At 69.6% G+C, this 13,844-nt stretch carries 12 protein-coding genes; 5 read left to right on the top strand and 7 right to left on the bottom strand.

Annotated features, from left to right (window positions below; translation table 11 throughout):
* Nucleotides 1–9: 9 nt before the first annotated feature.
* Entirely contained in the window at nucleotides 10–426 is a 417-nt protein-coding gene (locus IEV93_RS13030; protein WP_188490102.1) for a cytochrome c oxidase subunit 4, read from the bottom strand.
* Entirely contained in the window at nucleotides 423–1,505 is a 1,083-nt protein-coding gene (gene ctaC / locus IEV93_RS13025) for an aa3-type cytochrome oxidase subunit II (RefSeq protein WP_371873840.1), read from the bottom strand. Before ctaC ends, IEV93_RS13030 begins: the two co-directional genes overlap by 4 nt.
* 328 nt (nucleotides 1,506–1,833) lie before the next feature.
* Here ctaC and asnB point away from each other — a divergent pair, with 328 nt between their 5' ends.
* Nucleotides 1,834–3,762 (top strand): asparagine synthase (glutamine-hydrolyzing), encoded by a 1,929-nt coding sequence (gene asnB, locus IEV93_RS13020; protein WP_188490582.1) that lies wholly within the window; start codon nucleotides 1,834–1,836, stop codon nucleotides 3,760–3,762.
* Nucleotides 3,763–3,828: 66 nt separating this feature from the next.
* On the opposite strand, the gene IEV93_RS13015 is transcribed toward asnB, so the two are convergent.
* The 3 genes from IEV93_RS13015 to IEV93_RS13005 form a co-directional block, all read right to left on the bottom strand.
* Entirely contained in the window at nucleotides 3,829–4,803 is a 975-nt protein-coding gene (locus IEV93_RS13015; protein WP_188490100.1) for a carbohydrate kinase family protein, read from the bottom strand.
* Between the two features lie 172 nt (nucleotides 4,804–4,975).
* Complete coding sequence (locus tag IEV93_RS13010; protein WP_188490099.1) at nucleotides 4,976–5,353, bottom strand: HesB/IscA family protein; 378 nt, start codon at nucleotides 5,351–5,353, stop codon at nucleotides 4,976–4,978.
* A gap of 96 nt (nucleotides 5,354–5,449) precedes the next feature.
* The gene (locus IEV93_RS13005; protein WP_188490098.1) at nucleotides 5,450–6,523 is read right to left on the bottom strand and encodes a glycerate kinase family protein; all 1,074 of its coding nucleotides are present in this window, start codon (nucleotides 6,521–6,523) and stop codon (nucleotides 5,450–5,452) included.
* Between the two features lie 104 nt (nucleotides 6,524–6,627).
* Between IEV93_RS13005 and IEV93_RS13000 the strand changes: the two genes are divergently transcribed.
* The 3 genes from IEV93_RS13000 to cobS are packed head-to-tail and all read left to right on the top strand — an operon-like array spanning nucleotide 6,628 to nucleotide 9,873.
* On the top strand, nucleotides 6,628–7,308 hold the full coding sequence (locus IEV93_RS13000) for a DUF3043 domain-containing protein (protein WP_188490097.1): 681 nt from the start codon (nucleotides 6,628–6,630) through the stop codon (nucleotides 7,306–7,308).
* Between the two features lie 5 nt (nucleotides 7,309–7,313).
* Nucleotides 7,314–9,107, top strand: a complete 1,794-nt coding sequence (gene cobT, locus IEV93_RS12995; protein ID WP_188490096.1) for a nicotinate-nucleotide--dimethylbenzimidazole phosphoribosyltransferase — start codon at nucleotides 7,314–7,316, stop codon at nucleotides 9,105–9,107.
* 7 nt (nucleotides 9,108–9,114) lie between these two features.
* Nucleotides 9,115–9,873, top strand: coding sequence for an adenosylcobinamide-GDP ribazoletransferase (gene cobS / locus IEV93_RS12990; protein ID WP_308691115.1), 759 nt, complete (start codon nucleotides 9,115–9,117; stop codon nucleotides 9,871–9,873).
* Between the two features lie 6 nt (nucleotides 9,874–9,879).
* Here the strand turns inward: cobS and IEV93_RS12985 are convergent, their stop codons facing one another.
* Complete coding sequence (locus tag IEV93_RS12985; RefSeq protein WP_188490094.1) at nucleotides 9,880–10,983, bottom strand: branched-chain amino acid aminotransferase; 1,104 nt, start codon at nucleotides 10,981–10,983, stop codon at nucleotides 9,880–9,882.
* Between the two features lie 67 nt (nucleotides 10,984–11,050).
* Nucleotides 11,051–12,163 carry a glycine cleavage system aminomethyltransferase GcvT gene (gcvT, locus tag IEV93_RS12980; RefSeq protein ID WP_188490093.1) on the bottom strand — a complete coding sequence of 371 codons (1,113 nt, stop codon included), beginning with the start codon at nucleotides 12,161–12,163 and terminating at the stop codon, nucleotides 11,051–11,053.
* Nucleotides 12,164–12,267: 104 nt separating this feature from the next.
* Between gcvT and IEV93_RS12975 the strand changes: the two genes are divergently transcribed.
* Complete coding sequence (locus tag IEV93_RS12975) at nucleotides 12,268–13,800, top strand: leucyl aminopeptidase (protein ID WP_188490092.1); 1,533 nt, start codon at nucleotides 12,268–12,270, stop codon at nucleotides 13,798–13,800.
* Nucleotides 13,801–13,844: the final 44 nt, after the last annotated feature.

The following is a 13,844-nucleotide window of genomic DNA, read 5'->3' as shown; positions in this document are numbered from 1 at the left end:
GGAGCTGTGTCAGTGCTTCTCGGCGCCGACGTGGTACTCGAACACGAGGCCGGCCACGGCGGAGACGATCGCCACCGCGCCCACGGCCACCAGCCAGAACTGGCTCATCGCCATGGCGACGGCGAGCAGTGCCGCGCCACCGGCGATCAGGATGGGCCACCAGCTACCCGGGCTGAAGAAGCCCAGTTCGCCTGCGCCGTCCTCGATCTCCGCCTCTTCGTAGTCCTCGGGGCGGATGTCGACGCGACGTGCGACGAAGCGGAAGTACGTACCGATGATCAGCGTCAGTCCGCCGGTCATCACGATGCCGGTCAGACCGACCCACTCCACGTTCTTGCTCGACAGTCCGGTGCAGACCCCGTACAGGATCGCGGCACCGAAGAAGAAGATCGTCAGGATCTCGAAGAGCCGGGCTTCGATCTTCACTGGAGGGCTCCTACCGTGCAGCCGGGCAACGAGGTGTTGCTGGTGTCGCCGTTGGTCTTCGGGGCTGAACTGGCGTCGTTGTCGCGACGCGTGTCGAACGGATGCGTCGTGACCGAGACCGGGGTCTCACAGATGCTCTGCAGCGCCTGAGCGTTCGTCGCGTTGGGGTTCGACGCGCGGTAGGTGATGTAGGAGTCGAACTTCTCCTTGGTCACCGCGCGCACCTCGAAGTTCATCATCGAGTGGTACGTGCCACACATCTCCGCACACCGTCCGACGAAGGCGCCGGTCTTGTCGATCGAGCTGACCTGCCACCGGTTGTCGGTGTGGTTCTGCTTCGGGAACGGCATCACGTCGCGCTTGAACAGGAACTCCGGCACCCAGAACGAGTGGATGACGTCGGCGGAGGCCTGTTCGAACTCGATGCGCTCTCCCACCGGCAGGACCAGGACCGGGATCTCGTCGGACGTGCCGACGGTCTCGATGCGGTCGAACTTCAGGTAGTTGCGGATGTCGTCGTCGCGACCGTTCGCCGGCAAGGGCTTCTCTTCGCCCTCTTCGTTGAGCTCCGCACGCTGGATCTCATACGGGCTGCCGTTGCGCTCGAAACCGTTGTACTTCGACCCGTCGCCCATGTCGACGGTGCGGTAACCGAACTTCCAGTTCCACTGGAAAGCGGTGACATCCACCACGACGGCCGGATCGGCTTTCTTCGTCTCGACGCTGTTCTGCACGATGATCGTGAAGTAGAACAGCACCGCGATGATCACGAACGGGATCGCCGTGTAGGTCAGTTCCAGCGGCACGTTGTAGGCCGTCTGCCGGGGGAACTCGTCCTCCTGGCTGAGCTTGCCGGTGCCCTTGCGGCGGTGGAACGAGATGGTCCAGAACGTCAGGGCCCAGACGATCACGCCCATCAGGAGCGCCGCGATCACCGACCACGTCCACAGATGCCGCATCTCCTCGGCCTCGGGCGTGACGCCCTCGGGCCAGCCGAAACGCATTGCCTCCGAGGCGCTACACCCCGACATCAGGAGCGCACCGAGCCCGAGACCGAGCAGTGCCGAGGCCCGTGTCAGTCGTCTCCGGCTGCTGCCGGACGTCGCTGCTCGGGGCCGTCCACCGTGTGTCACTGTCACGCCTTCCCGCCTGTCCATTCACGCAGTTCCCAGTGCTGCCGCCGAGTCGGGAAAAGCCCCGACTCCAAGCGCACAGCCCAGTACTACGCAGCGTAGACCAAGTCGGTCGGAGTTTCGTGATCGGGGTTTGCCCACGCGCGAGGTCACCCGCGCCGACACCGGGGCGGGCCTGTGGTGCGGCATACTCGACGACGTCCGAGCCGTCCGACGGCCACGTCCGGTGCCGTCGGATCACCCCTGGCTCGGTGGTCGAATCGAGGCAAAACGCGTGTGTGGTCTGCTGGGCCTGCTGACAAGTGATTCATCGGCTGCGTCGGCCCGTGATCTGGTCGCCGCCGCGTCGCATTGCATGCGTCACCGGGGTCCGGACGAGCCGGGCGGCACCTGGAGCGACGCCGATGTCGCGTTCGGGTTCAACCGGTTGGCGTTCATCGACATCGAGCACTCGCACCAGCCGTTGCGCTGGGGGCCGCCGGAGTCGCCCGACCGCTACGCCATGGTCTTCAACGGCGAGATCTACAACTACCTCGAGCTGCGAGCCCAGCTCAGCGCCGACGAGGGCGCGGTCTTCCGCACCGAGGGTGACGGCGAGGCCATCGTGGCGGCGTTCCACCACTGGGGCGCCGACTCGGTCTCACGTCTTCGCGGCATGTTCGCCTTCGCCATCTGGGACACCGAGAAGCGCAGCCTGTTCCTCGCCCGCGACCCCTTCGGCATCAAGCCGATGTTCATCGCGACCGGTCCGGGCGGCACCGTGTTCGGCAGCGAGAAGAAGAGCCTGCTGGAGCTGCTCGGCCGCGTCGGACTCGGCGAGCGTCTCGACGACCGCGCCATCGAGCACTACACGGTCCTGCAGTACGTCCCCGAGCCCGAGACGCTGCACACCGACATCACGCGTCTAGAGTCCGGCACGCACGCGACCCTGACGCCCGGGTCACCCCCGCGGACCCACCGCTACTTCACCCCGCAGTTCGAGAGCAGGCCCTTCCGGGTCGGTGGCGAGCAGGCCCGCTACGACGAGATCGCCGAGGCACTCTCGGATTCGGTCGCCAAGCACATGCGCGCCGACGTCACCGTCGGATCGTTCCTGTCCGGCGGCATCGACTCGACGGCCATCGCGGCCCTGGCCATCCGCCACAACCCCGACCTGATCACCTTCACCACCGGGTTCGAGCGAGAGGGTTACTCCGAGGTCGACGTCGCGGCCGAGTCGGCCGCGGCCATCGGCGCGCGCCACGTCGTGAAGGTCGTCGGGCCGGCCGAGTTCGCCGCGTCCATCCCCGAGATCGTCTGGTACCTCGACGATCCGGTCGCCGATCCGGCCCTGGTGCCGCTGTACTTCGTGGCCAAGGAGGCCCGCAAGCACGTCAAGGTGGTGCTGTCCGGCGAGGGCGCCGACGAGTTGTTCGGCGGTTACACGATCTACAAGGAACCGTTGTCGCTCAAGCCCTTCGATCGGCTGCCCGCCGGTCTGCGGTCCGCCGCGGGCAGGCTGTCCGACCGGATCCCGGAGGGCACCCGCGGCAAGAGCCTCCTGCATCGCGGGTCCATGCCGCTCGAGGAGCGGTACTACGGCAACGCACGCAGCTTCGACGACGCGCGGCTGCGGTCGGTACTGCGCAGCTATCGGCCGGAATGGACGCACACCGACGTCACCGCCGACATCTACGCGACCACCCGCGGCTGGGATCCCGTCGCGCGGATGCAGCACATCGATCTGTTCACCTGGCTGCGTGGCGACATCCTCGTGAAGGCCGACAAGATCACGATGGCCAACTCACTGGAACTGCGTGTGCCGTTCCTCGACCCCGAGGTGTTCGAGGTCGCACGCCTCCTGCCGACCGATCAGAAGATCTCGCACGGAACCACCAAGTACGCGCTGCGCAGGGCGCTCGAACAGATCGTCCCCGCGCACGTGCTGCACCGCAAGAAGCTCGGTTTCCCGGTGCCACTGCGACATTGGCTCGCCGGCACCGAGTTGTACGACTGGGCACGCGAGACCGTGACGGCCTCGCAGACCGATCACATCTTCAACCGCGCGGCGGTCTTCGGCATGCTCGACGAACACCGTGCGGGCACCGTCGACAACAGTCGGCGGCTCTGGACGATCCTGGTGTTCATGGTGTGGCACGCGATCTTCGTCGAGAAGACCCTCACGCCCGACATCTCCGATCACACCTACCCGGTCAAGCTCTAGGCACCGAGACGACTCAGCCGGCCGATGTGGGACATCGGCCGGCTGCGTCGTGGTCTGGCGACGAGGTCAGGCGACGACGGCACCGATCTCGGCTGCGGCGTCGGCACCGTAGGCGTCGGAGATGCGCGCGAGCGCGGACTCACGGTCCCAGGTCCAGTCCTGCGGGGCGACGGTCTCGAGGACGAGGACGGCGACCAGCGAGCCGAGCTGTGCGCTGCGCTCGTGGCTCAGTCCGGCGGCGTTGCCGACCAGGAACCCGGCCCGGAAGCCGTCACCGACACCGGTCGGGTCGACCTTCTTGGTCTCCGGCACCACCGGGACGTGCACGCGGTTGCCGTCTCGGTCGATGATCTCGGCACCGTTGGCGCCCAGGGTGGTCACCCGCAGTTCGACCTTCGAGGCGACCTCTTCGGCGCTCAGTCCGGTCTTCTGCTGCAGCAGGCCCCACTCGTACTCGTTGGTGAACAGGTACTTCGCGCCCTCGATGAGGGTGCGGATCTGCTCACCGTCGAGCAGTGCGAGCTGCTGAGACGGGTCGGCGGCGAAGGGGATGCCGAGATTGCGGCACGCCTGGCTGTGGCGGACCATCGCCTCGGGGTCGTCCGCGCCGATCAGCACGAGCTCGGGCTGGCCCACCTCGTCGGACAGGTCCGAGAGGGAGATCTGCCGGGCCTCGGCCATCGCGCCGACGTAGAAGCTGGCGAGCTGCGCCATGTCGTCGTCGGTGGTGCACATGAAGCGGGCCGAGTGCGCGGTCCGCGACACGCGGACACCGCTGCAGTCGACACCGTTGCTCTCGAGCCACGTGCGGTACTCGTCGAAGTCGGTGCCCACGGCGCCGACGAGCAGCGGCGATGCGCCCAGGACGCCCATCCCGTAGGAGATGTTCGCCGCGACGCCGCCGCGCCGGATGACGAGCTCCTCCACGAGGAAGCTCAAGGAGATGTGATTGAGGTGTTCGGCGAGCAACTGCTCGGAGAACTTGCCCTTGAACCGCATCAGGTGGTCGGTCGCGATCGATCCGCAAATGGCGATTGCCACGGCAGTCAAACCCTTTCGTCTGGGTACATTCCTCGCGCGGCCACGGGCGTCGAGCCCCCTGGTCACGCCAATCCGCGCACAACGCTACTTCACGACTGTGGCCCACCTCGCTGTCGAGGTGGGCCACAGTCGGTGGTGCAGGGTCGGCCGCGGTCGGCCGACTACCGGTATGTCAGTTGAACGAGTCGCCGCAGGCGCAGCTGCCGGTCGCGTTCGGGTTGTCGATGGTGAAGCCCTGCTTCTCGATCGTGTCGACGAAGTCGATCTGCGCGCCCTGGACGTACGGGGAGCTCATGCGGTCGACGGCGAGCTTGACGCCACCGAAGTCGGACACGACGTCGCCGTCGAGGCTGCGGTCGTCGAAGAAGAGCTGGTAGCGCAGACCGGCACAGCCACCGGGCTGCACGGCGATGCGCAGGGACAGGTCGTCGCGACCCTCCTGGTCGAGCAGGGCCTTGGCCTTCGATGCGGCAGCGTCGGTCAGAACGATGCCGCCGGTCGCGGGCTCGGTGGCGGTGTGAGCGTGCTCAACCTGGTTCTCAACGGTCATTGCGGGATCTCCTCGGTCTGCAGACAGTGGATGACGGAGTGTCTCGACATCCGTACGTCGTCGTGCTTCTCATCGACAACGGTACCCCCACGAGTCCTATTCCCGCTTCCAGGCGAGTCCGACCTGCTCGGCGAGCCGGGCCAGCAGCGGCCCCGCATCGTCCATCGCGTGCGCCACCGAGTCGGCGATGTCGACGATCGCGTGGGCCTGCGCGATCCCCGCCCCGACCAGCTCGGCCTCGGTCAGGATCACCTGCCCCGCGAACACCACGGTCGGCAGGTCGCCGCGGGCGGCGGTCGCCACCGCGGAGACGACCTTGCCCTGCAACGTCTGGTGGTCGAACTTGCCCTCACCGGTGATCAGCAGGTCGGCGTGGACGACGAGATCACCGAGGCCGATCGCGGTGGCGATCACCGCGGCCCCCGACACCCGCCGCGCACCGAGCGCGATGAGGGCCGCACCCAGACCGCCGGCCGCGCCCGCCCCGGCCTCGCCGGCGATGTCGCCACCGGCCAGCGCGGTCAAGGTGTCGTTCCACACCGTCATGCGGTCCTCGAGCACGGCGACCATGTCCGGGTCGGCCCCCTTCTGTGGCCCGAACACCGCGGCCGCACCGGCCGGACCCAGCAGCGGGTTGTCGACGTCGGAGGCGGCCACGAGCTCGACCCCGGCGAGCCGGTCGACCGCGGTCCGCGGATCGGACACCCCGGGCCCGGCGAGTGCGTCGACGAGTCCGGCACCGCCGTCGGTGCTCGCCGACCCACCGAGACCGACGATGATCCTCGACGCGCCTGCGGCGACGGCCGCGCAGATCAGATCGCCGACCCCCCGGGTCGAGGCGGCGAACGCGGTACGGGGTGAGCGCGGGCCGACGAGATGGAGTCCACAGGCCTGGGCGCACTCGATGTAGGCGGTGACGGCGTCGCCGGTGTCGTCGATCAGCCACCGTGCGTCCACCGGGTCACCGAGCGGGCCGGGGACGGTCGTGGTGATCAGTCGGCCGAGACGGGTCGCCAACACGTCGACGAACCCGGGGCCGCCGTCGGAGAGCGGCGCGCACACCAGTTCGTCGTCGGGTCGGGCACGTGCCCACCCCGTCGCGATGGCCTCGGCGGCCTGCACCGCGGTGAGGGTGTCACCGAAGGAATCCGGAGCGATCAGAGCCCGCATGGCGTGAGCATAGGACGCCCGCGGCCGCTCGGCGCGGTCACGCGATGCGGCCCCGATCTGCCGCCGATGCCGACGCCCGTGGCGCGATCAAATATCCTGGTCTGGTGAAGCTGCCCTGGAAGAAGGACGAGACGTCGGCGAGCGCTGCCGGCGACACCGCGAGCGCGGACGACGGGGCAGGTCAGAGCGCGGCCGCCACCGTCACCACGCGTAAGCAGACCGAGGGCAAGGGGCGACCGACCCCCCGACGGCGTGATGCCGAGGGCCGGCGTCGCGGACCTGTCGCACCCGCTCCGCAGACCCGTGCCGAGGCACGTGCCCGCAAGAAGGAACTCGGCGGAGCCAAGCTGAGCAAGGGCGAACGCAAGCAGCAGTCCGACAGTCGCCGGACCGCGCGCGCCGAGCAGCGCCAGAAGATGATGGACGGCGACGAGAAGTACCTGATGCCCCGCGACAAGGGCCCGGTGCGCAAGTTCGCCCGCGAGATCGTCGACTCCCGCCGCAACTTCGCAGGCCTGTTCATGCCGTTCGCCGTGCTGCTGATCGTGATCATGTTCCTGCCCGCCATCGCCGTCTACGCGACGCTGTTGATGCTGATCTTCGCGCTGTTCCTGATCATCGACGGCGTGATCCTCGGCCGGATCGTCAACAACCGTGTCCGCGAACGCTTCCCGGACACCCCGGACGGCGGGTTCAAGCTGGGGTGGTACTCCTTCAGCCGCTCGATGCAGATGCGCTTCATGCGTGCCCCCCGTCCCCAGGTCAAACCCGGCGACGCGGTCTGAGCAACATGCGGACGTTGATACTGGGTGGGGTCCACTCAGGGAAGTCGGCGTATGCGGAGGAGTTGATCGCGGCCGCCACGGGCGCCGGGTCGGCCCGCTATCTCGCGACCGCCGTCACCCCCGCGACCGGCGATCCCGAGTGGACTGCTCGGATCGACGGGCATCGCCGCCGCCGACCCGACAACTGGACCACCGTGGAGACCGGGGACCTCGCCGAAGCCCTGCGCACCGACTCCACCACGCCGTCGCTGATCGACGACCTGGGCAACTGGGTGTCGTCCCACCTCGACAGCGTCGGCGGCTGGGATGACCCGACCGTCGACCTGAGTGACCGGACCACCGATTTCTGCGCCGCGATCTCCGCGTTCGAGGGTGATCTGGTGCTGGTGAGCCCCGAGGTGGGGTTGTCGTTGGTGGCCCCGACACCGTCGGGTCGCCGGTTCCAGCAGGAACTCGGCAGCGTCAACGCCGCGGTCGCCGCGGTCTGCGACCGCGTGGTGCTCGTGGTCGCGGGACGCCCCATCGACCTCGCCGACAGCGACACCGTCGTCACGGTCACGGCGACACCGTCGGCCGCGACGGCGACATCTCCTGCCGCACCCGTCGCAGCCGCGTCGGTCGCAGCCGCGTCCGTCGCCGCGGCGTCCGTTGTCGCCGCACCCGGGGCGCCGACCGAGCCCGACACCGCCGAACCCGTCCCGTCCTCGCCGGCCACCATCGGCGACCACCACAGTGCCGCCGACGAATTCGACGTGATCGAGTCGCCGTCGCGACGCGTCGAAGCCCAGGCGCGGGCCCGTCAGCTGCAGCTGACCAAACCGGCCGGATCGCTCGGTCGTCTCGAGGAGATCGCGAACTGGGTCGCGTCCTGTCAGGGTGCGTGTCCGCCGGCCCCGTTCCGGGCGCCGACCGTCGTCGTCTTCGCCGGCGATCACGGCGTCGCCCACGCAGGGGTCTCGGCCTACCCACCCGAGGTCACCGCGCAGATGGTGGCCAACATCAGCGCGGGCGGCGCGGCCATCAACGTGCTGGCCGAGCGCGCGGGCGCCACGGTGCGGGTCGAGGACATCTCCGTCGACGCCGACCTCGACCCGTCGCTGAGCCGGTTCAAGGTCCGCCGCGGATCACAGGACATGCGCACCACCGACGCACTCACCGCAGCCGAGGCCAACGCCGCGGTCGCCAACGGACGCGCCATCGCCGACGAACTCGTCGACTCGGGCGTCGACCTGCTGATCGCCGGTGACCTCGGGATCGGCAACACCACCCCGGCGGCGGCGCTGATCGGGGTGCTCACCGACACCGAGCCGGTCGTCGTCGTCGGACGCGGTACCGGCATCGACGACGACGGGTGGATCCGCAAGACGGCCGCGATCCGCGACGGGATGCGTCGCGGTCGCGCCGTGTCGCGCTCCCCCATCGCCCTGCTCGCGGCGGTGGCCGGGGCCGACATCGCCGCGATGGCGGGCTTCCTCGCCCAGGCGGCGCTGCGTCGCACCCCGGTGATCCTCGACGGGGTCGTGGTGACCGCCGCCGCGCTGGTCGCCGAGGATCTCGCGCCCGGAGCCTCGCAGTGGTGGCTGGCCGGACACCGTTCCGACGAACCCGCGCACTCGATCGCGTTGCGGCAGTTGGCACTCGAGCCGGTTCTGGAGTTCTCGATGCGACTCGGCGAGGGCAGCGGCGCAGTGACGGCCCTGCCGATCGTGCAGGCGGCGGTCGCGACCCTCGCCTCGATGGCGACGTTCGCCGACGCCGGCGTCTCCGATGCCGACGCCACCGCGCCCGCACCCGTCTGACGCGCCCGTGCCGCTGACGCGATCGGTCCAGGGCACCCATCTGGCCGTGTCGTGGCTGACCGTCCTACCGGTGCCGCAACCACGCGGGGAGATCGACCGGCCCGCCGCCGCGCGGGCGATCGCCGCCACCCCGGTGGTCGGCGTCCTTCTCGGCGCGGTCGCGGCCGGACTCGCCGCGGCCCTGTCCCTGTCGCAGCTGCCGTCGATCGTCGTCGGCGCACTGGTGGTTGCGACGCTGGGTCTGTTGACGCGCGGGATGCACGTCGACGGTCTGGCCGACACCGTCGACGGGTTGGGCTGCTACGGCCCACCCGAACGGGCTCGGGAGGTCATGCACAGCGGCGGGGTCGGACCGTTCGGGGCGGCCGCACTGGTGGTCGTGCTGCTGGTGCAGGCCGCCGGGCTCGGCGCGTTGGCCGGGTCACACGAGTGGTCGGCGCTCGTGGGCGCGGTGGCCCTGGGCCGTCTCGCCGTACTGGTCGCGTGCCGACGCGGACTCGTCGCGGCGACAGGCGGTTTCGGCGCGCTCGTGGCCGACAGTCAGCGTGTGTCGATCGTTGTCTGGACGGTCCTCGCGCTCGTCGGCGCGGCGTTCGTCGACATCGACGTGTGGTGGCGCGGGGTGACCACGGTCGGTGTGGTCCTGGCGGTCGCATGGGTGGTGTCCGCGCACTGCGCCCGCAGGTTCGGCGGCGTCAACGGAGATGTTCTCGGTGCGGTGCTCGAACTCGGGACGACCGTCGCCGTCGTCGGTTTCCTGATCTAGTCGAGATCAGGGGCGGTGCAGCTCGGTCATCCAGCCGTGGGTGTCGGCGAAGGTGCCGCGCTGGATGCCGGTGAGGGTGTCGCGCAGCGCGGTGGTCACCTCGCCGGGCTTGCCGTCGCCGATCTGATAGTCGTCGGAGTCACCCTTCACGCGCCCGACCGGCGTGATCACCGCGGCGGTGCCGCAGGCGAAGACCTCGGTGATGTCGCCGGAGGCCACGCCCTTGCGCAGCTCCTCGCTGCTCACCTTGCGCTCCTCCACGGCGATCCCGGCGTCGACCGACAGCGCCAACAGCGAGTCGCGGGTGACGCCGGGCAGCAATGACCCGGACAACTCCGGGGTCACCAGCCGTGCGTCGGCCCCGGAACCGAGGACGAAGAACAGGTTCATCCCGCCCATCTCCTCGATGAAGCGGCGCTCGACGGCGTCGAGCCAGACCACCTGTTCGCAACCGTGCTCGGCGGCCTGCGCCTGGGCGAGCAGCGACGCGGCGTAGTTTCCACCGGTCTTCGCGTCTCCGATCCCGCCGGGGGCGGCGCGGACGTACTCCGAGGACAACCAGACGCTGACCGGCTTGACCCCGCCCGGGAAATAGGCGCCGGCCGGCGAGGCGATGACGAGGTAGCGGTAGCTGTTGGACGGGCGCACGCCGAGCGCGGCCTCGGTGGCGAACATGAACGGCCGGACGTAGAGCGAGTCCTCGCCGCCCGCGGCCGGAACCCAGTCGTGGTCTGCGGCGAGCAGCGCGCGCAACGAACCGAGGAAGACGTCCTCGGGCAGTTCGGGCATCGCTAGTCGGCGCGCGGAGTTGTTCAGCCGACGGGCGTTGGCGTCGGGACGGAACGACGCGATGGTGCCGTCGGACTGCCGGTACGCCTTGAGTCCTTCGAAGATCTCCTGCGCGTAGTGCAGGACCATCGCCGACGGATCCAGCGAGATCGGGCCATAGGGCACGACCGCGGCGTCATGCCAGCCACGGTCGGTATCCCAGTCGATGCTCACCATGTGGTCGGTGAAGTAGTTGCCGAAACCCGGTGCGGACAGGATCTCGGAACGTCGCGATCCCGACGCCGGGTTCGGGTGCTCGGTCCGGGTGAACTCCACGGTCATCTGGCAATCGTAGCCGGTGGGCACCGTTCCGCGATCGCCTCGGTGGCGGTGGTCGGGCCGCCGTCGCTCAGCTGGTGGACGTCTGCACGAACGGCGGTGCCACCAGCTCACATTCGAGACCGCGGCCCCGCACGTCGACGATCACGTGATCACCGTCGGCGAGCCCCGGGGCGATGTCGACGAGCGCCAACGCGATGCCCTCCTTGAGGGTCGGCGAGAACGTCCCCGAGGTGCACAGGCCCACCACCGTGCCGTCCGCGGTACGGACCTCGCAGTCCGCACGGGGGACGCCGCGTCCGATCGCACGGAGGCCACGCAGGCGGCGCGTCGGACCGGCCTCCTTCTCGGCCACGAGGGCCGAGCGACCGAAGAACTCGGGCTTCTTCCACCCGACGGCCCAGCCGCACCGCGCCTGCAGCGGGCTGATCTCGGTGGACAACTCGTGTCCGTGCAGCGGGTAACCCATCTCGGTGCGCAGGGTGTCGCGGGCGCCCAGGCCGGCGGGCAGCCCCCCGGCCTCGGTCACCGCGGCCAACACGACCTCGAACACGTCGGCGGTGTCGTCCCAGAGCGGCAGCAGTTCGAATCCACGTTCGCCGGTGTATCCGGTGCGGCACACCCGGATCGGCCGGGCACGCCCGCCGATGGTCAAGTCCGCGTCGACGAAGGACATGTACCCCATCTCGGTCGGCAGACCCACCGCGGTCAGCACGTCCGACGCCTGCGGCCCCTGCACGGCGAGCACTCCGTAGTCGCGGTGCCGGTCGACGACGCTGATCTCCGGCGGGGCCGCCTCGGCGAGTGCGGCCACGACCGCGGCGGTGTTGGCCGCGTTGGGCACCAGGAACACCTCGTCGTCGGACACCCAGTAGGCGATGAGGTCGTCCACGACACCGCCGGTCTCGGTGGCGCACAGCGTGTACTGCGCGCGGCCCGGCTCGATCTTCGCGAGATCGTTGGTGAGGCAGCGGTTCACGAAATCCGCGGCACCCGGACCGGTCACCGACGCCTTCCCCAGGTGACTGACGTCGAAGATGCCGACGCGCTCACGGACGGCGGTGTGTTCTGCGACGGTTCCCGAATACGACACCGGCATCGACCATCCGCCGAAATCGGCGAAGCTCGCACCGATCCGCTCGTGGGTGTCGTTGATCGGTCCCAGCAGGGTTTCGGCGCTCATGGCAGACAACCTATCTGCCGACCGGTCGCGGCGTCGCACGCAGATCTCCCCCGGTGCGGGCCACTAGGCTCGTGTCGTTCCCGACGATCGGAGAGATCACACCCATGAGCACCGCCCCGGATCGACAGCTCGGCCCCGACCTGACCATCGCGACCTCGATCTCCGAGGCCGCCGCCGACGTCCTCGTGATCGGCCTCGTCGCCGGCTCCGACGATGCCGCGACCGACGCGTCGCCGGTACCCGTCGTCGGCGACGGGCTGATCGACGATGCGGTCGTCGCCGAGATCTCCGCGTCGTTGGCGGCGGTCGGGGCGTCCTCCGGTGCGGGCGACGTCGCGCGGGTGGTCGCACCGGCCGGGCTCGGCGTGGCCAGCGTCCTGGCGGTCGGTCTGGGAAGCGCATCCGCCCTGCAGACGCCGGACTCCGTACGACGTGCCGCGGGTGTGGCCGCTCGGGCACTGACCGGCGTGGGCACCGTCGTGACGACACTGTCGACGGTCGATCTGGGTGCCGCCGCGGAGGGCTTCTACCTCGGCGCCTACCGGTTCGAGGAGTTCCGCTCGGACAAGACCCGGTCGATCACGGCCCCGCTGGGCGCGGTTGCCCTGCTGACCGGGCCCTCGGTGCGCGAGGGTGAGGCCGAGCTGGACCGCTCGCGCGCGATCGCCTCCGCGGTCGCCGTCGCCCGCGACTTCGTCAACACCCCGCCGAGCCACCTCTACCCCGAGGAGTTCGCCGCCCGCGCCGAGGCGCTCGGCAAGACGAACGGACTGAAGGTCGAGATCCTCGACGACAAGGCCCTGATCAAGCAGGGCTACGGCGGCATCGTCGGGGTCGGCAAGGGCAGCTCCCGGCTGCCGCGCCTCGTCCGGCTGAGCTACTCGAGCGGGACGAAGGGCGCGAAGAAGGTCGCCCTCGTCGGCAAGGGCGTCACCTTCGACACCGGCGGCATCTCGATCAAGCCCGCCGCGGGCATGGAGAACATGACCTCCGACATGGGCGGCGCGGCCGCCGTCATCGCCACCGTCGTGCTCGCCGCCCAGCTCGGGGTCGGGGTGGACGTCACCGCGACCGTCCCGATGGCGGAGAACATGCCGTCCTCGACCGCACAGCGGCCCGGCGACGTGCTCACCCAGTACGGCGGCATCACCGTCGAGGTGATCAACACCGACGCCGAGGGACGGTTGATCCTGGCCGACGCCATCGTCCGCGCGTGCGCCGATTCACCGGACTACCTCATCGACACCGCGACGCTGACCGGCGCGCAGATGGTGGCCCTGGGTACCCGCACCCCCGGCGTCATGGGTACCGACGACTTCCGCGATCGCGTGGCCGCCGTCTCGCGTCGCATCGGCGAGAACGGCTGGGCGATGCCCTTCCCCGAGGAACTCGGAGCCGACCTCAAGTCCCGGGTCGCCGACCTCGCCAACGTCACCAACCATCGATGGGGCGGCATGCTCTCGGCCGGGATCTTCCTGCGCGAGTTCGTCACCGACGGGGTCCAGTGGGCGCACATCGACGTCGCCGGGCCGGCCTTCAACACCGGTGGCCCCTGGGGGTACACGCCCAAGGGCGGTACGGGGGTGCCGGTTCGCACGATGATCGGTGTCATCGAGGACATCGCCGCTCTCGGCTGAGCGGTACCCGCCACCGGAACAGATACGGCGAAACTCCCCTGCGA

The organism is Williamsia phyllosphaerae (assembly GCF_014635305.1).
GTDB lineage: Bacteria > Actinomycetota > Actinomycetes > Mycobacteriales > Mycobacteriaceae > Williamsia_A > Williamsia_A phyllosphaerae.
The sequence above is the reverse complement of the archived record's forward strand: the minus strand, read 5'-3'. Positions and strand labels throughout refer to the sequence as shown.

Excerpts from the sequence above, each read along its gene's own strand:
- IEV93_RS13010 (WP_188490099.1), bottom strand. The coding sequence starts at position 5,353 with ATGACCGTTGAGAACCAGGTTGAGCACGCTCACACCGCCACCGAGCCC.
- IEV93_RS13005 (WP_188490098.1), bottom strand. The coding sequence starts at position 6,523 with ATGCGGGCTCTGATCGCTCCGGATTCCTTCGGTGACACCCTCACCGCG.
- cobT (WP_188490096.1), top strand. The coding sequence starts at position 7,314 with ATGCGGACGTTGATACTGGGTGGGGTCCACTCAGGGAAGTCGGCGTAT.
- IEV93_RS12985 (WP_188490094.1), bottom strand. The coding sequence starts at position 10,983 with ATGACCGTGGAGTTCACCCGGACCGAGCACCCGAACCCGGCGTCGGGA.
- gcvT (WP_188490093.1), bottom strand. The coding sequence starts at position 12,163 with ATGAGCGCCGAAACCCTGCTGGGACCGATCAACGACACCCACGAGCGG.
- IEV93_RS12975 (WP_188490092.1), top strand. The coding sequence starts at position 12,268 with ATGAGCACCGCCCCGGATCGACAGCTCGGCCCCGACCTGACCATCGCG.